This is a genomic window from Nocardioides abyssi, from assembly GCF_030412915.1.
Taxonomy (GTDB): domain Bacteria; phylum Actinomycetota; class Actinomycetes; order Propionibacteriales; family Nocardioidaceae; genus Nocardioides; species Nocardioides abyssi.
Genome location: NZ_JAUHJR010000001.1, coordinates 804441 through 826019, shown reverse-complemented (window position 1 = coordinate 826019; position 21579 = coordinate 804441). Strand labels below are relative to the sequence as shown.

At 74.2% G+C, this 21579-nt stretch carries 17 protein-coding genes; 3 read left to right on the top strand and 14 right to left on the bottom strand.

Annotation, left to right across the window (positions count from 1 at the left end):
- Window positions 1-47: 47 nt before the first annotated feature.
- The 10 genes from QWY29_RS04050 to gatC all read right to left on the bottom strand — a co-directional run bounded on the left by QWY29_RS04050 (window position 48) and on the right by gatC (window position 12933).
- Window positions 48-1622 (bottom strand): ABC transporter ATP-binding protein, encoded by a 1575-nt coding sequence (locus tag QWY29_RS04050; protein ID WP_300959366.1) that lies wholly within the window; start codon window positions 1620-1622, stop codon window positions 48-50.
- A complete protein-coding gene (locus QWY29_RS04045; RefSeq protein ID WP_300959364.1) occupies window positions 1619-2743 on the bottom strand; it encodes a CbiQ family ECF transporter T component in 1125 nt (374 codons plus the stop codon). Before QWY29_RS04045 ends, QWY29_RS04050 begins: the two co-directional genes overlap by 4 nt.
- Before the next feature lie 18 nt (window positions 2744-2761).
- Window positions 2762-3712: a hypothetical protein gene (locus QWY29_RS04040; protein ID WP_300959363.1), complete on the bottom strand. Its 951-nt coding sequence runs from the start codon at window positions 3710-3712 to the stop codon at window positions 2762-2764.
- Window positions 3712-5337 (bottom strand): prenyltransferase/squalene oxidase repeat-containing protein, encoded by a 1626-nt coding sequence (locus QWY29_RS04035; RefSeq protein ID WP_300959362.1) that lies wholly within the window; start codon window positions 5335-5337, stop codon window positions 3712-3714. The genes QWY29_RS04040 and QWY29_RS04035 overlap by 1 nt, the downstream gene beginning before the upstream one ends.
- A gap of 233 nt (window positions 5338-5570) precedes the next feature.
- Window positions 5571-6944 (bottom strand): phospholipase D-like domain-containing protein, encoded by a 1374-nt coding sequence (locus QWY29_RS04030; RefSeq protein WP_300959361.1) that lies wholly within the window; start codon window positions 6942-6944, stop codon window positions 5571-5573.
- A gap of 245 nt (window positions 6945-7189) precedes the next feature.
- Window positions 7190-7930 (bottom strand): calcium-binding protein, encoded by a 741-nt coding sequence (locus tag QWY29_RS04025; RefSeq protein WP_300959360.1) that lies wholly within the window; start codon window positions 7928-7930, stop codon window positions 7190-7192.
- A 53-nt stretch (window positions 7931-7983) separates the two neighbouring features.
- The gene (locus QWY29_RS04020; RefSeq protein ID WP_300959359.1) at window positions 7984-9396 is read right to left on the bottom strand and encodes a phospholipase D-like domain-containing protein; all 1413 of its coding nucleotides are present in this window, start codon (window positions 9394-9396) and stop codon (window positions 7984-7986) included.
- 215 nt (window positions 9397-9611) lie between these two features.
- Window positions 9612-11117: an Asp-tRNA(Asn)/Glu-tRNA(Gln) amidotransferase subunit GatB gene (gene gatB / locus QWY29_RS04015; protein ID WP_300959358.1), complete on the bottom strand. Its 1506-nt coding sequence runs from the start codon at window positions 11115-11117 to the stop codon at window positions 9612-9614.
- Entirely contained in the window at window positions 11114-12637 is a 1524-nt protein-coding gene (gene gatA / locus QWY29_RS04010) for an Asp-tRNA(Asn)/Glu-tRNA(Gln) amidotransferase subunit GatA (RefSeq protein ID WP_300959357.1), read from the bottom strand. Before gatA ends, gatB begins: the two co-directional genes overlap by 4 nt.
- Window positions 12634-12933, bottom strand: coding sequence for an Asp-tRNA(Asn)/Glu-tRNA(Gln) amidotransferase subunit GatC (gene gatC / locus QWY29_RS04005; RefSeq protein ID WP_300959356.1), 300 nt, complete (start codon window positions 12931-12933; stop codon window positions 12634-12636). Before gatC ends, gatA begins: the two co-directional genes overlap by 4 nt.
- 108 nt (window positions 12934-13041) lie before the next feature.
- Here gatC and wrbA point away from each other — a divergent pair, with 108 nt between their 5' ends.
- The gene (gene wrbA, locus QWY29_RS04000; RefSeq protein WP_300959355.1) at window positions 13042-13644 is read left to right on the top strand and encodes an NAD(P)H:quinone oxidoreductase; all 603 of its coding nucleotides are present in this window, start codon (window positions 13042-13044) and stop codon (window positions 13642-13644) included.
- 19 nt (window positions 13645-13663) lie between these two features.
- Here the strand turns inward: wrbA and ligA are convergent, their stop codons facing one another.
- Window positions 13664-15778 (bottom strand): NAD-dependent DNA ligase LigA, encoded by a 2115-nt coding sequence (ligA, locus tag QWY29_RS03995; protein WP_300959354.1) that lies wholly within the window; start codon window positions 15776-15778, stop codon window positions 13664-13666.
- A gap of 178 nt (window positions 15779-15956) precedes the next feature.
- Between ligA and QWY29_RS03990 the strand changes: the two genes are divergently transcribed.
- Both QWY29_RS03990 and QWY29_RS03985 read left to right on the top strand, forming a co-directional pair.
- A complete protein-coding gene (locus tag QWY29_RS03990) occupies window positions 15957-16565 on the top strand; it encodes a TetR/AcrR family transcriptional regulator (RefSeq protein WP_300959353.1) in 609 nt (202 codons plus the stop codon).
- 16 nt (window positions 16566-16581) lie between these two features.
- The gene (locus QWY29_RS03985; RefSeq protein ID WP_300959352.1) at window positions 16582-18237 is read left to right on the top strand and encodes an MFS transporter; all 1656 of its coding nucleotides are present in this window, start codon (window positions 16582-16584) and stop codon (window positions 18235-18237) included.
- 10 nt (window positions 18238-18247) lie between these two features.
- Here the strand turns inward: QWY29_RS03985 and QWY29_RS03980 are convergent, their stop codons facing one another.
- From QWY29_RS03980 to QWY29_RS03970, 3 genes are read right to left on the bottom strand one after another with little or no spacing between them, the layout of a single operon-like run.
- Window positions 18248-19258 carry a uroporphyrinogen decarboxylase/cobalamine-independent methonine synthase family protein gene (locus tag QWY29_RS03980; RefSeq protein WP_300959351.1) on the bottom strand — a complete coding sequence of 337 codons (1011 nt, stop codon included), beginning with the start codon at window positions 19256-19258 and terminating at the stop codon, window positions 18248-18250.
- Window positions 19255-20364, bottom strand: a complete 1110-nt coding sequence (gene mnmA, locus QWY29_RS03975) for a tRNA 2-thiouridine(34) synthase MnmA (protein ID WP_300959350.1) — start codon at window positions 20362-20364, stop codon at window positions 19255-19257. Before mnmA ends, QWY29_RS03980 begins: the two co-directional genes overlap by 4 nt.
- On the bottom strand, window positions 20361-21548 hold the full coding sequence (locus tag QWY29_RS03970) for a cysteine desulfurase family protein (protein ID WP_300959349.1): 1188 nt from the start codon (window positions 21546-21548) through the stop codon (window positions 20361-20363). The genes mnmA and QWY29_RS03970 overlap by 4 nt, the downstream gene beginning before the upstream one ends.
- Window positions 21549-21579: the final 31 nt, after the last annotated feature.

Sequence of the window (21579 nt, the reverse complement as noted above, 5' to 3'; positions counted from 1 at the left end):
CAGCACGAGCGCCGAGCGCCGGGAGACCCGCACCGCCCCGGTCGTGCTCACGCCGACTCCAGCGCGGCCGCGACCTGGTCGACCCGCAGCCAGGGCGGGCCGAGGACCTTGGTGACCTGGGGCGCGAACGACGGCGACTCGGGCAGCACCCGGTCGGCGGGCCCGGAGGAGACGACCTCGCCCTCGGCGAGCACGACGACCTGGTCGGCAGCCTGGGCGACGAACTCGACGTCGTGGGTCGCGACGAGCACGGCGTGGCCCTCGGCCGCGAGCCGGCGCAGGGTCGCGGCCAGCACCTTCTTCGCGGCGTAGTCCAGCCCGCGGGTCGGTTCGTCCAGCAGCAGCACCTGCGGGCGCGCGGCCAGCACCAGCGAGAGCGCGAGCGCGAGGCGCTGGCCCTCGGAGAGGTCGCGGGGGTGGGCGTCGTCGGGCACGTCCGGCACGAGCGAGGCGAGGATCGCCCGCGTGCCGGGCCCGCCGGCGGCGCACTCCTCGGCGACGGTCTCGAGGTAGAGCAGGTCGGCGGCGTCCTGCGGCAGCAGCCCGACCACGGCCCGCCGGTCGGCCGGCGCGAGTCGCTGGGGGTCGCGGCCGGCGACGTCGACACTGCCCGCACGCCGCTTGCGGCTGCCCTGCAGCGCCCACAGCAGCGAGGACTTGCCGGCGCCGTTGCGTCCCATCAGCGCGGTCACCCGCCCGCCGTCGAGGTCGAGGTCGACCTCGCGCAGCGCGGTGGTGCGGCCGTGGACGACGGTGAGCGCCCGCGCGCCGAGGAGGGGTACGCCGGTGGGCTGCGGCTCGGCGGTCGGCTGCGGCGCGGCGAGGGTGAGCGACCGGGCGCGGCGGCGGGCGTCGCGGACGCTGAGCGGCAGCGGGTGCCAGCCGGCCAGCCGGCCGAGCTCGACGATCGGCGGCACCACCGGCGAGGTCGCGAGCAGCTCTGCGGTCTCCCCCACCCGGACCGCGCCGGAGCCGTCGAGCAGCACCATCCGGTCGGCGAAGGGCACGACCCGCTCGAGCCGGTGCTCGGCGAGCAGCACCGAGACGCCCAGGTCGTGCACGAGCCGGGTGAGGGTCGCCAGCACCTCCTCGGCCGCGGTGGGGTCGAGCGCGCTGGTCGGCTCGTCGAGCACGAGCAGGCGGGGGTGCATGGTCAGCACCGCGCCGATCGCCACCCGTTGCTGCTGGCCGCCGGAGAGGGTGCGCAGGTCGCGGTCGCGCAGCGCGGCGATGCCGAGCAGGTCGAGGGTCTCCTCCACCCGGCGGCGCATGGTCTCCGGCGGGAGCCCGAGCTGCTCCATGCCGTAGGCGAGCTCCTCCTCGACGGTGTCGGTGACGAACCCGGCGGCCGGGTCCTGGCCGACGTACCCGACGACGTGGGCGCGGTCGCGCGGGGCCGCGCGGACGACGCTGGCACCGTCGAGCAGGACGTCGCCGGAGAGCACGCCCCCGGAGAACCGCGGCACCAGCCCGGTCACCACACCGAGCAGGGTCGACTTGCCGACCCCGGTCGGGCCGCTGACCAGCACCAGCTCGCCCTCCTCGATGAGCAGGTCGACGCCGTCGAGCACCGGTGCGGAGGCCTCGTCGTAGCGGAAGGAGATGTCGCGCAGCTCGATCACGCGGCCACCGCCCTGGTGCGGGAGACGGGCTCGGGGGCGACGAGCGCCGGCACGGCACCGACCAGCACGCCGACGAGCAGGGCCAGGCTGATCTCGGGCACGCCGGTGAGGTCGGGGTAGGCGATGGTCAGCTGCTCGCGGCTCGCCCACACCCCGACCGCGGCCACGACCACGCCGGAGCCGAGCACGGCGAGCTCGGGCCAGCGCCAGCGGTCGGGGCGGTAGCGGGAGCGCCGCACCCGCCGGCCGGCGGTCGTCAGGCCGGCGACGGCGGCGACCAGGCCGAGCACGAGCACCGGGGCGGCGAGCACCCGCGGTGCCGTCCGGTCGAGCACGCCGTAGACCCCGACGCAGATGCCGCCGAGGCCGAGGAGCAGGAAGGCACCGGTCGTCCACCGCTCGCGCCGGGTCTGACCCGGCGCCCGGCCGTACCCCCGGGCGTCCATGCCCGCGGCGAGGGCCAGGGACCGCTCGAGGGCGTCCTCGAGCACCGGCACCAGCACGCGGCGCAGGCCGCGGACCCGCCGCTGCTCGCCGGCCCGCAGCTGCTGGGCGGCCCGCACCCGGCGGACGCTGTCGGCCAGCTGCGGCAGCACGGTCACCGCGACGACGAGCGCGGTGCCGACCTCGTGCAGCGCCGGCGGCACCGAGCGGAGCAGCCGCTTGGGGTTGGCCAGCGCGTTGGCGGCGCCGATGCAGACGATGATCGTTGCGAGCCGGAGCCCGTCGTACACCCCGCCCAGCAGGCCCTCGCGCGTGACCGCGCCGAGCAGGGTCACCCCCAGCACCCAGTCCGGCAGCGGCACCTCGGGCAGGTCGAGCAGGACCGTGCCGGGATAGGTGCCGCCGAAGACGATGCGGAAGACCACGCGGAGCACGACCACGAGCAGGGCCAGCCAGAGGTAGAGCCGGAACGACGCTGCCCAGGGCTGGTCGGAGCGGCGGGCCACGACCACGAGGCTCGCCACCGCGAGCAGCAGGCCGAGCACGAGCGGGTTGGTCGTCGACGAGGCGGCGGCGGCGAGGCCGATCGCCCAGGCGTACCACGCCAGCGGGTGGAGGTCGCGCGGCAGCCGCGCCACCTCCACCCGGCTGCGGAGCCCGCTCGTCGTCGCGCTCATCTCGTGCTCAGCTCCAGCTCATCCCTCGGTGCCGACCCGCCGACGCAGGACGACCACGACGACCGCCCCGAGCAGCAGCACGACGAAGACCAGCGGCACCCAGGCGGGCAGCCCGTCGTCAGGGTCCTCGACCGCGGCCGCCGGCGCGGTCTCGGCTTCGGTCGGCTCGCCAGGGTCGACCCCCGGGGACTCCGAGGTCGACGAGGTCGGGGCGTCGCCCGAGGACCGGTCGCCCTTCTTGCCGCCCTTGTCGCTCGTCTTGTCGCCCTTCCGGCCGCCCTGGCCGCGGCCGTCGGTGCCGGCGTCCGGCCCCGTCGATGCCGAGGCCGACGGCGACGCCGGGGTGGTCGCGCCCGGGCCGGCCGGGGTCGCCGGCGTCGTGCCCGAGCCCCGGGGCCCGCGCGAGCCACCGGAGGCACCCGACCCACCGCCCTGCCCGGCCTGGCCGGGCGTCGTGGTCGGTCCGGTCGAGGGGGTGGGCGAGGCCGCGGGGCGGTGCGGCGCCGGCGTGGCGCTCGGCGGGCTCTTGGTCGACGAGCCCTGCCAGGAGAAGGCGACGTACGCCCCGTCCGGCACGGTCAGGCTCCCGGCGCCGAGAGAGGCGTAGGTCCAGGAACCGCTCGTGCCGTCGGACCAGTAGAGCGCCCAGTAGGCGTCGGTCGGCGAGGTGTTCACGCACGGGTCGCTCGCCGGGACGCCGCCGACGCGGCACACGAAGCCGGGCTGGCGCTGGGCGTAGGTGAGCGGGTAGCCCGCTGCGCCGAACGACGCGGCGGCCGTGTCCCCGCCGCCGCCAGCGACGCAGACCTGCTGGACGCCGCCGCCGAGCTCGTTGTGGTCGACGACCACGGTGACGCCCGTGCTGCTCGTGCAGGCGGCCGCCGACGCCGGGGCGGGCGCGGCGACCGCCCCGCCGGCCGCGACCACGAGGGTCGCGGCGGCGAGGCGGGCCAGGAGGCCGCGGAGCATCAGCGGGTCACCCGGTACGTCGCGGTGCCCTTGCGGTTGCCGAACCGGCCCTGCACGGCCACCGTCGTGCGACCGCTGCCGGCGGCCTTGAAGCGAGCGGTGAAGCGCCCCTTGGCGTTGGCCTGGCCCGTGTCGACGGTCCGGCCGGCGACCAGGACCCGCACCGGCTCTCGGGCGGTGAGGCCTCGGACCTTGACGACCTGGACGGCGCCGCGGGCGACCCGCTGCTTCTTCGCAGTGACCTTGAGCCGTGTTGCGTCGAGGACCTGGTACGTGCGGCGCAGCGTGCTGCCGTCCTCGGCCGTCGCCGTCACGGTCCGCTTCGCGGTGCCGCGCGGCATGGTCAGGTCGACAGAGGCGAGGCCGGTGAACCCGACGTCGGAGAGCCGCCGCTGCTTGCCGAGCGCGATGCAGACCTTGCTGCCGGGCCCGAAGTCGAGGAACTGCACCCGGACCTTCTTGCCCGCGCGGACGGTGCGCGTGCGGTCGATCTCCACGACCCCGTACATCCCGCGGTCCGGCGCCCACTGGAGCGCCGGCAGGGCCTGCGCCGTGGCGCGGAGGTACTGCCCCTCGGTGCCGGTCGTGACGCCGTCCTTGCGGGCGCCCGCCAGCGCTCCGTCGTCGTAGGCGACGGCACCGACGTCGGCGGCGCGGAACGGCGTGCAGGCCCCGACGTTGGTCAGCTGGTGGGCACGCAGCCAGGCCGCGGCCCTCTCGGCGGGCTCCGCGTTGCCGGCGAGGCCGAGCGCCCAGCCGGCGAGGCCCGTGCTGTTGGCGTTGGGGGTCTCGATCTGGTCGTCGGCGCCGAAGGCTCCGCCGGGGCGCTGCGCGGAGGCCAGCCAGGCGGCCGCCCGGTCGACCGCGTCGGCGATCGCCTCGTCGGCGGCGTCGTCCCGGGCCAGCAGGTTCAGCACCGCGGTCGCGGTGGCGTCGACGCTGGGCACCGCGCCGTCCGTGCCGTCGCAGGTCTGGTCAGCGGCATCCGCGTCGGAGAACGCCTGGCGGAAGAACCCGGCCTCGCACTGCTGGTCGAGCAGGAAGTCGGTCGCCGCGGCGGCCTCGGGGCTGCCGGCCGCGGCCAGCCCCCGCGCCGCGAAGGACTGGCCGAGGGTGTTCGCGTAGTCGCCGTACTGGCTGACGTCGGCGGTCCGGCCGGTGGCGTCGTCCGTGACGGACTCGACCCGGGCGACCAGGTCGGTGCCGCCGAACGCCTCCGGGTCACCGCCGGTGGCGGTGGCCAGGACCAGCGCCTTGCCGGCCGCGCCGGAGTAGGTGCTGCCGGGGTCGCCGAACGCGTCACCGGAGATGTAGCCGTCGAGCCCGGCGGCGACCGCGTCGCGGACCGCGGTGACGGCGGCGTCCTGGCCGCCGACCTCCCGCAGGGCCAGCGCGGTGTCGATCGAGAGCCCGACGTCGGTGGTCTCGAACCCGCCCGAGGTGTAGGTCAGCAGACCGCCCTCGAGCTGCCCGGCGAGCCAGCCCGCAGCGGCGGTGGTGGGTGCCGGGTCGGCGCCCGGGACGGGTGCGGCGGTGGCGGCGCCCGGTGAGGCGACGAGGCCGGCCGCCCCCAGGGCGGTGACGGCGAGCAGCGCGCCGGTGCGGCGCGCGAGGTGCTGGTGCACGGTGGTCCTTCCCGCTGCGACAACGGGAGGACTCGGCCGGGGAACCGGCTTCGGCCACCCGCTGCGTTCCTCGACAGCGTGTGATCAGGCGTCGCGCAGCAGGTGCTCCGGCTCGCCGCGTGGTCCCCGTGGAGCTGGGACCGTCGGCCTACGGTTGCGGGTCAGCGCCGGACTCGGACCGGCTTCCCCTGGTTGCGGACGATGTGTGGTTGTCGGCGGGAGCCTACTGCACGTCAGCCGGCCTGCAGCTTCGCGTACGGGTCGACGCCGTTGATCCGGGTGCCGAGCGGCAGGTGCTCGGGCAGCTCGACCGGTGCGGCCTCCCCTGACGGCCCGGCGGACCGGGCGGTCGTGCCGCGGGCGGCGACGCTGCGCGCCGGCGGGTTGTTGAACCACCGCTCGACGAAGGCGTTGTACTTCTTCAGCGGCCCGGGCGCGCGCAGGCGGATGAGGACCTCGTCGCTGGGCAGGGACGCCGGCGACCAGTTCGCCGAGCCGTTGAGGGTGACGGTCGCCTTGCGGTCCTTGCCGTAGTGGCCGCGGACGGTGAGCACCTTGGTGTGCAGGTAACGGTCGTACACCCCGTCGCCGTTGAAGTCCTGGGTGACCTGGCGCATCGGCACCGGCGAGGGTCCCTCGCGGCGCAGGATGCGCAGCACCTCGTTGCCGGCGACGGCGTAGATGATCTTCACCTTGCAGCCGCTGTTCTGCTTGCGGCGCACCGCCCAGGCGATCTTCTTCCCGCGGTCGCCGTGCCAGGAGGTCATCGAGATGCGGAGCTTGGTCCGGCCGTTGCCGGTGTTGCGGGCGCCCTTGCAGGAGACCTTCGACAGCTCCTTCAGCACGGGGTCGCCCTGCGTCCCCGACCCGCGCCACGGGTAGACCATCGTCTCCAGGCCCTTGGTGAAGGACTTGTAGCGGTAGCCCTGCTTGACGTTCTTGTCCTTCCACATCTGGTTGAACACGGTCCGCATCTCCTGGTAGACCGCCTTGCGGCCGACCACGGTGTACATGTCGTTCCACTGCCCGTGGGCGGCGAGGTCGGTGGCGTTGAACGAGCCGTTCATCGTCACCCACCTGGCCTTGCCGGCCTGGCTGAAGAGGAAGAACTTCGAGTGCGCGATGCCTCCCGGGCCGCGGCACGCGCTCACGCACTTGCGCAGCCCGCTGCGCAGCGCGGCCTTGCGGGAGCCGTTGCCCTTGCCCAGCTCGCGCTGCAGCCGGTTGACGCCGCGGTTGGGGTTCTCGGGGTTGGCGTTGAGCCGGTCCATCACGACCTTGACGCCCACCTTGCGGTTCTTGTGGGCCCGGATGAGCGCGTCGACGATGTCATCGCTGCGGATGTTCCAGCTCGCGACGCGGATCTGCCCCTTCCTCGGCACGGCGTCGATGGAGCGGATGACGTGGCCGATGACCATCCGGCGCGCCTCGCGGTCACCGAGCGGGTTGTTGACCCGCACGCCGGCCTTGGGCGTGTACTTCGCGGCCTGGGCCGGCACGGAGAGCGGCCCCACCAGCAGCGCGAGGGTCGCGAGGACCGCGGTCGCTGCGGTGAGGAGGCCCGGCACGGTGGCGCGGACGGGTCGGACGGGCGAGCGGCTGTTCATCGACGAGGCACCCCGGGATCGGCTCGGTCGTGGGCAAGGCTGCCGATCGACCGTAACAAGCGCCGCCCGCCACCGCGCGGACCAGGGTGCCCCCGGGCAGGTCGGCCGCGGGCGTCGCGGGTGGTCGCGGGTGCAGGAGTCACCGGTTAACCGGTGACCCCTGCACATATCGGGGCAGATCTCCCCCGATATGTGCAGGACTGCCCGTGGCGATGTTGCTCGTGGGGCTGGAGCGGCGCGTGAGGTCAGCCGGGGACGACGGTGACCACGCAGTTGCGCAGCACGTCGAGCGGGTCGCGCGCGCCGACGTACGTCATCCGTCCGGGCGGGCCGCCGAGCGCCGCGCAACAGATGTCGTCGCGGACGCCGTCGTCGGTGGCGATGACCTCGTTGTCGCCCTCCTCGCCGTAGATCTCGTCCGCGCCGTCGCCGGGACGGATCACGTCGTCGCCCTCGTCGCCGGTCACCTGGTCGTCGCCCGGGCCGGCGTCGATCAGGTCGTCGCCCTTGTCCCCGTCGAGCTCGTCGTCGCCGGTCCCCCCGACGACGCGGTCCTGCCCCGGCCCGCCCTGCGGGTGGTCGTCGCCCGGGCCACCGTCGACCACGTCGTCGCCGTCGCTGCCCTGCAACCAGTCGGCACCACCGCCGCCCAGCAGGCGGTCGGCATCCGGGCCACCGACGAGCCGGTCGGCGCCGCCCATGCCCCGCAGGAGGTCGATCCCCGGACCCCCGTTGAGCTTGTCGGCCCCCGCCCCGCCCTCGCCGGTGTCGGCACCGGCGTTGAGGAGCAGCACGTCGTCGCCACCCCTGCCGCGCACCCGGTCGTCGCCGGCCTTGGCCTTGATCGAGTCCGCGGCCCTCGTGCCGACTATCCGGTCGTCGCCGGGCGTGCCCGCCAGCACGCGGGCCGGCGAGGCTGCCCCGGCTGCGAGCGGCAGGAGCAGGACGGTCGCGGCGACGGCCAGGGCCGCTGGGGCTGCACGCATGCGGTCACGGTACGCCGCGGCGCGAGCCCCGGCCGTGACCGGCGGCGCGTGGCTCAGTCGACCTCGATCTCGGCGTACGGGTCGATGATCCCGAGCCGGCGGCCGAGCACGGGCGCGATCAGGCCGGGGTCGGGCGGGTTGCGGTAGAGCTTGTCGATCCGGCGGTTGTAGGCACGCAGCACCGGCGCCCGGCGGATCCGCAGCACGGCCTCGTCGCTGTTGAGCACCGCCGGCGACCAGTTGGCCGAGCCGTTGACGACGACGGTCGCGTTGCGGTTGCCGCGGTAGCGGCCCTTGATGGTCAGCACCTTCATGTGCAGGTAGCGGTCGTACACGCCGTCGCCGTCGAAGTCCTGCACGACCTGCTGCAGCCGCACCGGCCGCCGGCCCTCGCGGCGCAGGATGCGCAGCACCTCGTTGCCCATGACCGCGTAGACGATCTTCACGTCGCAGCCGTTGTTCTGCATGCGGCGCACCCGCCAGGCCAGGCGCGTGCCGCGCTCGCCGAACCAGCTCGTCATCGCGATGCGCACGCGCGTCCGGCCGTCGGAGGTGTTGCGCGCGCCGCGGCAACGGACCGCCTTCAGCTCACTCAGCGCGGGGTCGAGCCGCTTGGCCCGCGGACCGGCGTAGGGGTAGAAGAACGCGGTCACCGGGCCGACCCGCGTGCGGGTGAAGGCCTTCTTGACCGGCTTGTCGCGCCACATCTCGGCGAAGGTCGTGCGGAACGCGCGGTAGATGCGCGGCTTGCCGCGCACGACGTACACGTCGTTCCACTGGTTGCTCGAGGCCAGGTCGGTGGCGTTGAACGAGCCGTTCATCACGACCCAGCGCGCCGAGCCGGTGCGGCTGAAGAGGAAGAACTTCGAGTGCGAGATGCCGGTGGTGCCGCGGCAGGAGCTCACGCAGGACTTCACGTGGCTGCGCCGCACCTGCCGGCGCGCCTTGTTGCCGTTGACCGACAGCTCGTGGACCAGGCGGCGGACGCCCGGGTTGGGGTCCTCCTTGGTGCCGAGGTTGCCGCGGGACATGATCAGCCGCACCGAGACGCCACGGCGGTGGGCCGAGGCCAGCGCGCGGGTGATGCCGGCGTTGCGGACGTTCCAGCTGGCGATCTTGATCTCCGCCCGCGGCGGGGTGTGGTCGATCGCCCGGATCACCTGGCGCACGATCCGCCGGCGCTGCTGGCGCTTGCCGAGCGGGTTGTTGAACAGCACCCCCGCCCGCGGCTTCCAACCCTGGCCCCGGCCCTTGCGGACCAGCGGCGCGAGCGCCTGGGCCCGCGTCTGGACCCGGACCTGGGACGGGCCGGCTGACAGCGGCGCGGTGGCGACCGCAGGGGTCGGCGCGGCGTGCGCCGCGGTGCCGAGCGGCACCGCCCCCACCAACGTCACGGTGAGCGTGAGGACCAGGGCGAGGACCGTGCTCAGCGCGAGCAGACCCCCCGTGCGACGGACGACGGACACTTCACTCCTGACGGCAAGCGAGAACGAACGGGCCCCCACGCCCGCGGCCGCCAGGGTACGCCGTCGTCACTCCAGTCACAGGCGTCACACGCCGGGACGCGGCCGGGCCGTCAGGTTTGTCGGGGCCCCGTCGGAGCTGACGGTCCCCCGATGAAGTTTCGTCGGGGGACCGTGAGGTTCATCGGGGCCCCGATGAACCTCACGGCCACAGCGACCTACGTCAGCTTCTCGAGGATGAGCTCGCGGACGCGACCGGCGTCGGCCTGGCCACGCATCTCCTTCATCACTGCGCCGATGAGGGCACCGGCGGCCGCGACCTTGCCGTCGCGGATCTTGTCGGCGACGTCGGGGTTGGCGGCGATCGCGTTGTCGACGGCGGTCGAGAGCGCGCCCTCGTCCGAGACGATCGCGAGACCGCGCTTCTCCACGACCTCGTCCGGGGTGCCCTCGCCGGCGATCAGGCCGTCGAAGACCTGGCGCGCCAGCTTGTCGTTGATCGAGCCGGCGTCGACCAGGGCCTGCACCCGGGCGACGTCGAGCGGGGAGACGCCGAGGCCGGCGAGCTCGGTGCCGGCCTCGTTGGCGCGGCGGGCGAGCTCGGAGAGCCACCACTTGCGCGCGGCAGCCGGGGTGGCACCCGCGTCGATGGTCTCCTCGACCAGGCCGAGGGCCCCGGCGCCGACGGTGTCGCGCATCTCCAGGTCGGAGAAGCCCCACGCGGCCTGCAGGCGAGCCCGCTTCTGCGTCGGGTTCTCCGGCAGCGTGCCGCGCAGCTCCTCGACCCACTCGCGCGACGGCGCGACGGGGACGAGGTCGGGCTCGGGGAAGTACCGGTAGTCCTCGGCGTCGGACTTCTCGCGACCGCTGGTCGTGATGCCGGTGTCCTCGTGCCAGTGGCGGGTCTCCTGGAGGATCGAGCCGCCGCCGGAGAGGATCGCGCCGTGGCGCTGCATCTCGTAGCGCACCGCCCGCTCGACCGACCGCAGCGAGTTGACGTTCTTGGTCTCGGTGCGGGTGCCGAGGGCGCCGGAGTCCTTCGGCGCGAGCGAGAGGTTCACGTCCGCGCGGATCGAGCCCTGGTCCATCCGGGCGTCGGAGACGCCGAGCGCGACGATCAGCTCGCGCAGCTGCGCGACGTACGCCTTGGCGATCTCCGGCGCCTTCTCCCCCGCCCCGCGGATCGGCTTGGTGACGATCTCGATGAGGGGGATGCCGGCGCGGTTGTAGTCGACGAGGGAGTACTCCGCACCGTGGATGCGCCCGGTCGCGCCGCCGACGTGCAGCGACTTGCCGGTGTCCTCCTCCATGTGCGCGCGCTCGATCTCGACGCGGAAGGTCTCGCCGTCCACGTCGACGTCCATGTAGCCCTCGAACGCGATCGGCTCGTCGTACTGCGAGGTCTGGAAGTTCTTCGGCATGTCCGGGTAGAAGTAGTTCTTCCGGGCGAACCGGCACCACTCGGCGATCTCGCAGTTGAGCGCCAGCCCGATGCGGATCGCCGACTCCACCGCCTTGCCGTTGACCGCCGGCATCGCGCCGGGCAGCCCCAGGCAGGTCGGGCAGACCTGGGTGTTGGGCTCGGCGCCGAACTCCGTCGGGCAGCCGCAGAACATCTTCGAGGCCGTGTTGAGCTCGACGTGGACCTCCAGGCCCAGGGCGGGGTCGTACGCCGCCAGCACGTCGTCCCAGGGCAGCATCGCCTCGCGGGTGCTCGTGCTCATCGGGTGCCTCCTTCGAGGGTGGGGGCCTTCGCCAGCAGCGGGCCGCCCCACTGCTCGTGCAGCGCGGCCTCCAGCGCGGCGCCGACCCGGTAGAGCCGGTCGTCGGCGAGCGCGGGCGCGAGCACCTGGAAGCCGGCCGGGAGACCGTCCTCGTCGGCGAGCCCGCTGGGCAGCGAGATGCCCGGCACGCCGGCGAGGTTGGCGGGGATGGTGGCGAGGTCGTTGAGGTACATCGCCAGCGGGTCGTCGAGCTTCTCGCCCAGCTTGAACGCCGTGGTCGGCGCGGTCGGCGAGACCAGCACGTCGGCTTGCTCGAACGCCGCGGCGAAGTCGCGGCTGATCAGCGTGCGGACCTTCTGCGCCTGCCCGTAGTAGGCGTCGTAGTAGCCGCTGGACAGCGCGTAGGTGCCGAGGATGATCCGGCGCTTGACCTCGTCGCCGAAGCCCGCGTCGCGGGTGGCGCGCATGACCTCCTCGGCGCTCGGGTTGTCGACGCCGTCGGGGAGGACCCGCATGCCGTAGCGCATGGCGTCGAACTTGGCGAGGTTGCTGGACGCCTCGCACGGCATCACCAGGTAGTAGGTGGCCAGCGCGTGCACGAAGCTCGGGCAGGACACCTCGACGACCTCGGCGCCGGCCTTGACCAGCAACTCGACGGCCTCGGTGAAGCGCGCCTGGACGCCGGCCTGGTAGCCCTCGCCCTGCAGCTCCTTGATGACGCCGACCCGCAGGCCGGTCAGGTCGCCGAGGGCGCCCTGCTCGGCCGCGGCGACGAGCGCCGGCAGCGGCTGGTCGACGCTGGTGGAGTCGCGCGGGTCGTGGCCGCCGATCAGCTCGTGCAGCAGCGCGGAGTCGAGCACCGTGCGGGTGACCGGTCCGACCTGGTCGAGGCTGTTGGCCATGGCGACCAGGCCGTAGCGCGAGACCCCGCCGTACGTCGGCTTCACGCCGACCGTGCCGGTGACGGCGCCGGGCTGGCGGATCGAGCCGCCGGTGTCGGTGCCGAGCGCGAGCGGGGCCTCGAAGGCGGCGACGGCCGCGGCCGAGCCGCCGCCGGAGCCGCCGGGGATCCGGTCGAGGTCCCACGGGTTGCGGGTGGGGCCGTAGGCGGAGTGCTCGGTGGAGGAGCCCATCGCGAACTCGTCCATGTTGGTCTTGCCGAGGATCGGCAGGCCGGCCTGCTTCAGGCGCGTGACGACAGTGGCGTCGTACGGCGGCAGCCAGCCCTCGAGGATCTTCGAGCCGCAGGTGGTGGGCATGCCGACGGTCGTCAGCACGTCCTTGACCGCCACGGGTACGCCGTCCAGGCGCGAGGCGGGCGCGCCGGCCGAACGGCGGGCGTCGGACTCGGCGGCCTGGGCCAGCGCGGCCTCGGCGTCGACGTGGAGGAAGGCGTGGACGTCGCCGTCCACGGCCGCGATCCGGTCGAGGTGGGCCTGGGTCAGGGCGACCGAGGTGGTCTCCCCCGCGGCGAGCGCGTCAGCGAGCTGGGCCGCGGTGCGGGTCTCGGGCGCGCTCACTGCTCGTCCCCCAGGATCCGCGGCACGGCGAAGCGCTGCTGCTCGACGGCGGGCGCCATCGCGAGCGCCTGCTCGGGGGTGAGCGAGGGGGTCACGACGTCCTCCCGGAAGACGTTGGTGAGGGGCAGCGGGTGGGACGTCGGGGGGACGTCGTCACCGGCCGCACCGCTGATGGAGGCGACGGACTCCAGGATCACCGACAGCTGCGGCGCGAGGTGGTCGAGCTCGGCGTCGTCCAGGTCGATCCGGGCGAGGTCCGCCAGGTGCGCGACCTCGTCACGCGTTATCTCAGGCATGGGGTCGATCTTAGGAGCCGGGCTCGTTTGCCCGGAGGGCGGTCGGGCACCGGAAGGTTGAAGGTTGAACTGATCTGACCTGATCCCCATCGGACGGAGACCGCTCCAGTGACCAGCACCAAGCTCGCGATCGTCTACTACTCCTCCTACGGCACGACCCACGCGATGGCCCAGCGCGTCGCGGAGGCCGCCGAGAAGCACGGTGCCGAGGTCCGGCTGCGCCACGTCGCGGAGACCGCCCCCGACGAGGTCGTCGAGGGCCAGGAGGCGTGGGCGGCCCACCGCCGCGAGGTCGAGGGCCAGCCGGTCGCCAGCCCGGACGACCTCGACTGGGCCGACGCGGTCGTCTTCGGCTCCCCCACCCGCTACGGGCACGTCACCAGCCAGCTCCAGGCGTTCATCGACACGCTCGGCCCGCTGTGGGGCCAGGGCAAGCTGGCCGACAAGGTCTACACCGCGTTCACCTCGTCCCAGACCAAGCACGGCGGCCAGGAGTCGACGCTGCTCGCGATGCACACGACCTTCGCCCACTTCGGCGGCATCATCGTCCCGCCGGGTTACACCGACCCGCTGAAGTTCGACGACGGCAACCCGTACGGCGTCGGCAAGGTCACCGGCCAGTCCACCGACCTCGACGACACCGACCACGCCGCCCTCGACCACCTGGTCGTCCGCGCGCTGACGGTCGCCGAGAAGCTGGCCGCCGCCTGAGCCCGTCCGATCCCGGGGCTCAGGCCCCGGGATCGGCGTCGTCGGCGGGACGGACCGCGGCGGGGCCGCCGTCGAGCAGCGCCCGGAACCCGTCCTCGTCGAGGATCGGCAGGCCGAGCTGCTCGGCCTTGTCGGCCTTGGACCCGGCGTTCTCGCCGACGACGACGAAGTCGGTCTTCTTCGACACCGACCCGGCCGCCTTGCCGCCGCGGGCGAGGACGGCCTCCTTGGCCTCGTCCCGGCTGAAGCCGGCGAGCGAGCCGGTCACCACGATCGTGAGCCCCTCGAGGGTGCGAGGCGTGGACTCGTCGCGCTCGTCGGCCATCGCGACGCCGGCGGCCGTCCACTTCTCGACGATGTCGGCGTGCCAGTCGACGCCGAACCACTCGATGACGGCCTCGGCGATCGTCGGCCCGACGCCCTCCGCCGCCGCGAGCTCGGCCTCGGACGCGGCACGGATCCGCTCCATCGACCCGAACTCCTGGGCCAGCGCCCGCGCGGCGGTCGGCCCGACGTGGCGGATCGACAGCGCGACCAGCACCCGCCACAGCGGGACCTGCTTGCGGTCGTGGAGGTTGGCCAGCAGCCGCTGGCCGTTGGCGTTGAGGACGGGCCCGTCCCCCTCCCCCTTCTTCGGGGCGCGGGTGAACAGCGGCGCCCGCAGCAGCGCCTCCTCGGTCAGGTCGAAGACGTCGCCCTCGTTGCCGATCACCTCGGCGTCGAGCAGGGCGGTCGCGGCCTCGTAGCCCAGCCCCTCGATGTCGAACGCCCCGCGCCCGGCGACGTGGTAGACCCGCTCGCGCGCCTGGGCCGGGCAGAACTGGTGGTTGGGGCAGCGCAGGTCCCGGTCGCCCTCCTTCTGCTGGTAGAGCGGGGTCCCGCAGGCCGGGCAGTCGGTGGGCATCTCCCACTCGGCGAGCCCCTCGGGCCGCAGCGCCAGCACCGGGCCGACGATCTCGGGGATGACGTCGCCGGCCTTGCGCAGGACGACGGTGTCGCCCGGCCGGACGTCCTTCCGCCGGACCTCGTGGGCGTTGTGCAGCGTCGCCTTCTCCACCGTCGAGCCGGCGACGCGCGTGGGCTCCATCAGCCCGAACGGCGAGACGCGGCCGGTCCGGCCGACCTGGACGTCGATGGCGAGCAGCCGGGTGTTGACCTCCTCGGGCGGGTACTTGAACGCGATCGCCCAGCGGGGCGCCCGGCTCGTCGACCCGAGCCGCCGCTGCAGCCCCACGTCGTCGACCTTGAGCACGACGCCGTCGATCTCGTGCTCCACGTCGTGGCGGTGCTCGCCGTAGTGCTCGATGAACTCCTGCGCCTCGGCCAGGGACTCCACGACCCGCACCCGGTCGGAGGTCGGCAGCCCCCACGCCTGCAACGCGTCGTACGCCGCGGACTGGGCGCGCGGCTCGAACCCCTCGCGCTTGCCCAGGCCGTGGCAGACCATGCCCAGCGCGCGGGTGGCCGTGACGCGCGGGTCCTTCTGGCGCAACGAGCCGGCCGCGGCGTTGCGCGGGTTGGCGAAGACGGGCTTGCCGGCCTCGGTCATCGCCTCGTTGAGCCGCTCGAAGGCGTCCACGGGCAGGAACACCTCGCCGCGGACCTCGACCAGCCGCGGGACCGGGTGCTCGTCGGTGCCGGTGAGCCGGTCGGGGACCGAGTCGATGGTGCGGACGTTGGGGGTGACGTCCTCACCGGTGCGACCGTCGCCGCGGGTCAGCGCGCGGACCAGGCGCCCGTCCTCGTAGAGCAGGTTGATCGCCAGGCCGTCGACCTTCAGCTCGCACAGCAGCGCCGGGTCGTCGACGCCGTCGCGGCGCAGGCGGGTGTGCCAGGACTCCAGCTCCTCGAAGGAGAAGGCGTTGTCGAGGCTCTCCATGCGCTGGAGGTGGTCGACCGCGGTGAACTCGGTGGAGACGGCCCCGCCGACCTTCTGGGTCGGGCTGTCGGGCGTGCGCAGCTCGGGGTGCTCCTCCTCGAGCTCCTCGAGCCGGCGCATCCGGACGTCGAAGTCGGCGTCGGCGAGCGTCGGGGAGTCCAGCACGTAGTAGCGCCACCGGGCGTCGTCGATCTCCTCGGACAGGCGCCGGTGCTCCTCGCGCGCGTCCTCGCTCGCCGGGGTCGGATCGGTCATGGGCACATCCTGCCGGTCACCACCGACAACCCGACGGACCCACCGGTCCAGACCAGCGGAATACGGGCGGCGGCGGCCCGGTTGCACCCCCGATGGAACGGAACGGTTCCGTTCCATCACCGCAGCACGACACCAGCAAGACACCACCAAGACACCGAGCCAGAGCGACGAGGAGCCCATGGTCCCCGCCGGAACCGACGCCAACGCAGCCCGCCCGCGGGTCGAGGGCGACCGCGAGCAGGAGATCCTCGCGGCGACCCTGGAGGTGCTCGGCGACGTCGGCTACGACCGCCTCACGATGGACGCTGTCGCCACCCGTGCCCGCGCGTCGAAGGCGACCCTCTACCGCCGCTGGACCAACAAGGCCCGGCTGGTGGTGGACGCCCTGCACGCCACCAAGACCCCGACCGAGGTGCCCGACACCGGGAGCCTGCGCGGCGACCTCGAGCAGCTCTTCTGCGGGGCCTCCCCCGGCGACGGGCTGATGGACCCCGCACAGGTCGCGCTGCTCGGCAGCGTGGTCACCGCCATCGCCCGTGACGCCGACTTCGCCACCGCATGGCGCGAGCAGGTCGTCACCGCCAAGCGCGCCGTCTCCCGCCAGGTGTGGGAGCGCGCCCGCGAGCGCGGCGAGGTCGCCGACGACGTCGACCTCGACCTCCTGGAGACGGCCCTGCCGGGGATCGTCCTCCACCGCGTCTTCGTCCTCGGCGACGAGCCCACACCCGAGCTCGTCGCCCGTGTCATCGACCAGATCGTCCTGCCCGCCGCGACCCGCGGCCGCTGAGAGAGAAGGACCACCCATGTCCGACCCCACCACCACCGAGCCCGCCGCCGGCGGCACCGCGGTGGCCGAGCCCGCGTCGGGACGCAGCCATCACCTCGGCTGGGCGCTCGTGCTGATCTCGGTCGCCCAGCTGATGGTCGTGCTCGACGCGAGCATCGCCAACATCGCCCTGCCCTACATCGGCGCCGACCTCGACATCGACGAGGCCAACCTGACCTGGATCGTCACCGGCTACGCGCTCGCCTTCGGCGGCCTGCTGCTGCTCGGCGGCCGCCTCGGTGACCTCTACGGCCGCCGTCGGATCTTCATGCTCGGCCTGCTCGTCTTCTCGGTCGCCTCGCTGCTCGGTGGCTTCGCGACCAACGAGCCGCTGCTGCTCGGCGCCCGTGGCCTGCAGGGCCTCGGCGCGGCGCTCGCCTCGCCCGCCGCCCTGGCGCTGATCACCACGACGTTCCCGGCCGGCCCGAAGCGCAACCGCGCGTTCGCGGTGTACGCCGCCATGTCCGGCGCCGGCGCGGCGGTCGGCCTGATCCTCGGTGGCTGGCTGACCGGCCTCGACAGCGTCTTCGGCGTCGACAGCCTGCTCGGCGTCGACCTCAACGGCTGGCGGCTGACCTTCCTCATCAACGTCCCGATCGGCATCGCCGCGGCGCTGCTCGCCCCGCGCTTCCTGCCCGAGTCCGAGTCGCACCCCGGCCAGCTCGACGTGCCCGGCGCCCTCTCCGGCACCCTGGGCCTGCTCGCCCTGGTGTTCGGCTTCACCCGCGCCGGCGAGGAGGCGCACGGCTGGGGCGACCCCACCACGATCGCCTCGCTCGCGGCCGGCGTCGTGCTGCTCGTCGTCTTCGCGGTCGTCGAGTCGCGGGTCAGCCACCCGCTGCTGCCGGTGCGGATCCTGCAGAACCGCACCCGCGCCACCAGCTTCGTCGTGATGATGCTGGTCCCCGCGGCGATGTTCGCGATGTTCTACTTCCTCAGCCTGTTCATCCAGCAGGTCGTGGGCTACAGCCCGCTGCGGACCGGCTTCGCGTTCCTGCCGTTCTCGCTGGGCATCGTGCTCGGCGCGGGCATCTCCTCGAACCTGGTCAGCCGGATCGACGCCCGCTACATCGCCGGCACCGGCACGCTGATGGCCGCGGTCGCACTGTTCGGCTTCTCCCGGCTCGACGTCAACGACTCCGCGAAGGCGCTGCTGGACGCCGCCGCGTCCGGCGGCCACGTCGGCTCGGACCTCAACTACTGGACCTCGCTGTTCCCGTTCATCCTGCTGATGGCGGTCGGCATGGGCCTGACCTTCGTGCCGATGACCCTGACCGCCGTGCACCACGTCAAGGCGGAGGACTCCGGGATCGGCTCGGGCGTGCTCAACACCATGCAGCAGGTCGGCGGCGCGCTCGGCCTGGCGGTCCTCAGCACCGTCTCGCTGCACTTCGCGACCCGCACCGGCGACGACCTGGCACCCCAGCTGGCGCAGGCCTCGGGCGGCCGGCTCGACCCGGAGGCGATCGGCGGGCTGACGTTCGTCGGGTCGTTCACCGACGGCGCCTCGGCGGCGTTCCTCACCGGCTCGGTGATGATCCTGATCGGCTCGGCGCTCATCTGGACGCTGCTCAACGTCAAGCACACCGAGCTGGCCACCGACGGCCCCGAGGGCGGGGTCCACGTCGGCTAGCGGCTGGGGCTCAACCCGCCTGCACGTTCGCGGCGCTCGTCCTGACCAGGGCGAGCGCCGCGCGTGCGTACGCCGCGTCCGCGCCGGCCAGCCCGCAGGTCGGCGACACGACCAGGCCGGGCAGCTCCTCGGGGTCCAGGCCGAGCATGTCGAGCCAGCGCAGCACCCGCTCGGTGACCTGCGCGTCGCCCGCCTCGGTGGCCGGGCGGGTTCCGGGGACGACGCCGAGCACGACGGACTCCCCCGCCTCGAGCGCCTCGGCGAGCACGTCGTGGTCGGCCGCGGCGAGCACGCCGAGGTCCACCGACAGCCCCCGCGCACCGGCCCCGCGCACGAGCCCCCAGGGCGTGCCGGGGGCGCAGGCGTGCACCCACGGCTCGGCGCCGGAGGACTCGATCGCGCCGAGCACCCACTCCAGGCCCTGCGAGGCCTCGGGCAGGTCGACGGTGCGGTGGCGGCCGAAGCCGGAGGCGGTCGGGACCGAGCCGGACACGACGGCGGCCAGCGCCGGCTCGTCGACCTGCACGACGAGCCGCTCGAGCGACGACAGCCGGCGGCGTACGTCGGCGACGTGGGCCCGCACGCCCTCGGCCAGCGCCTGCGCCAGCTCGCGGCGGGCGCCGTGGTCGGCGAGCAGCTTGTCGCCACGCGGCCGCTCGACGGTCGCGGCGAGCGTCCACGGACCGCAGACCTGGACCTTGAAGGTGCCCGTGAAGGCCTGGGCCCGCTCCTCGAGGGTGTCGAGGTCCTGGGCCAGCAGGCTGCGGGTGCGGCGGTGGTCGACGCCCGGCGAGCCCGACGACCCGGTCAGGCGCCAGCCGGCCGGCTGGAGGTCGGCATCGAGGCCCTCGAGCACGGCCAGGCCGCGACCGGTCATCGTGGCCGTGGCGCCGCGGCCGGGGACCTCGGGGAGGTACGGCAGGCCCGGCTCCTCCCCCAGCTCGCCGAGCACGACGCGGACGGCCTCGTCGAGGGCCTGCTGGTCCTCGCCCGGGTGCGAGCCGACGCCGGTGGCCCTCACGCGGCGACCCGGTCGGTGGCGGTGATGGTGGCCGACCCGACCACGCGCGTGCCGTCGTAGACGACGACGGCCTGGCCGGGCGCGATGCCGTACGCCGGGTCGAGCAGCTCGACCTCGACCTCGCCGTCGGGGGTGACCTCGACGCGGGCCCGGTGCTCGTCGCCGTGGGCGCGCAGCTGCACGGTCACGCCGGGGCCCGCGAGCGCGGTGGGGACGGTGCCGCACCAGCGCGGGCGGGTGCCGTGCAGGCCGGTGACCGCGAGCCGCTCGCGCGGGCCGACGCGGACGGTGCCGGAGACCGGCTCGATGTCGAGGACGAAGCGCGGCTTGCCGTCGGGCGCGGGCGTGCCGATCCGCAGCCCCTTGCGCTGCCCGATCGTGTAGCCGTAGGTCCCGCCGTGCTGCCCGAGCACCTCGCCGGTCGCGTCGTCGACGATGTCGCCGCCGTGGTTGGGGGCGCGCTCGCCCAGCTTCTCGCGCAGCCAGCCGGCGTTGTCGCCGTCGGCGACGAAGCAGATGTCGTGGCTGTCGGGCTTGTCCGCGACGAGCAGCCCGCGGCGGGCCGCCTCCTCGCGCACGAGCGCCTTGGGGGTGTCGCCGAGCGGGAAGAGCGAGTGGCGCAGCTGCTCCTGGTCGAGCACGCCGAGCACGTAGGACTGGTCCTTGCCGCCGTCGACCGCGCGGTGCATCTCGACCAGGCCGTCGGCCCCGGTGCGCAGCTGCGCGTAGTGACCGGTCGCGACCGCGTCGAACCCGAGGGCGAGCGCCCGGTCGAGCACCGCGGCGAACTTGATCTTCTCGTTGCACCGCAGGCACGGGTTGGGCGTGCGCCCCGCGGCGTACTCGTCCATGAAGTCCTCGACGACGTCCTCGTGGAACCGCTCGCTCATGTCCCACACGTAGAACGGGATGCCGATGACGTCCGCCGCCCGCCGCGCGTCGTTGCTGTCCTCGATCGTGCAGCAGCCGCGGGCACCGGAGCGGTACGACGCGGGGTTGCGCGAGAGGGCCAGGTGCACGCCGGTGACGTCGTGGCCGGCCTCGGCGGCGCGGGCAGCGGCGACGGCGGAGTCGACGCCACCGGACATGGCGGCGAGGACCCTCATGCGCGTGCGGCCCGTGCCCGCTCGACGACGGGCGCGACGGCCTCGACGACCGCGTCGACGTCGGCCGCGGTGCTGGTGTGGCCGAGGGAGAAGCGCAGCGAGTGGCGGGCCGACTCCTCGTCGCAGCCCATCGCGAGCAGCACGTGGCTGGCCTGCGGCACGCCGGCGGAGCAGGCCGAGCCGGTGGAGCACTCGATGCCGCGCGCGTCGAGCAGCATCAGCAGCGAGTCGCCCTCGCAGCCGGGGAAGCCGAGGTGGGCGTTGCCGGGGAGCCGGCGGACCCCCGGCCCGTCGATCGGGGCGCCGTGGAGGTGGGCGTCGGGCACCTGCGCGACGACGCGGCGGACCAGGTCGTCGCGGAGCGCGGAGACGCGGGCGGCGTGCTCGGCCTGGTTCTTGACCGCGAGCTCGACGGCGGTCGCGAAGCCGGCGATCGCGGGCACGTCGAGCGTGCCGCTGCGGATGTCGCGCTCCTGCCCGCCGCCGTGGACGATCGGGGTCACGCCGAGCTCGCGGCGCACGACGAGCGCGCCGACGCCGTAGGGGCCGCCGACCTTGTGGCCGGTCAGCGTCAGCGCGTCGACGCCCACCCGGGCGAAGTCGACCGGCACCTGGCCGACGGCCTGCACGGCGTCGGTGTGGACGGGGATGCCGTGGGGGCCGGTGACCGCGACGACGTCCTCGAGCGGCTGCAGCGAGCCGACCTCGTTGTTGGCCCACATGACCGACACGAGCGCGACGGTGCCGGGGTCCCGCTCGACCGCGGCGCGCAGGGCCTCGACGTCGAGCACGCCGTGGTGGTCGACCGGGAGCAGCTCGACCTCGGCGCCCTCGTGCTCCTCGAGCCAGTGGACGGCGTCGAGCACGGCGTGGTGCTCGATCGCGGTGGTCAGCACGCGGGTGCGGCGCGGGTCGGCGTCGCGGCGGGCCCAGAAGACCCCCTTGACCGCGAGGTTGTCGGCCTCGGTGCCGCCGGAGGTGAAGACGACCTCGCCGGGCCGGCAGCCGACCGCCTGCGCGATCGTCTCGCGCGACTCCTCCACGACGCGGCGGGCGGTGCGGCCGGAGGCGTGCAGCGAGCTGGGGTTGCCGACCTCGAGCATCCGCCTCGTCATGGCCTCCACCGCCGCGGGGACCATCGGGGTGGTCGCGGCGTGGTCGAGGTAGACGGTCCTGCTGGTCATGACGCCCCCAGCCTACGGCGCACCCCTGCGC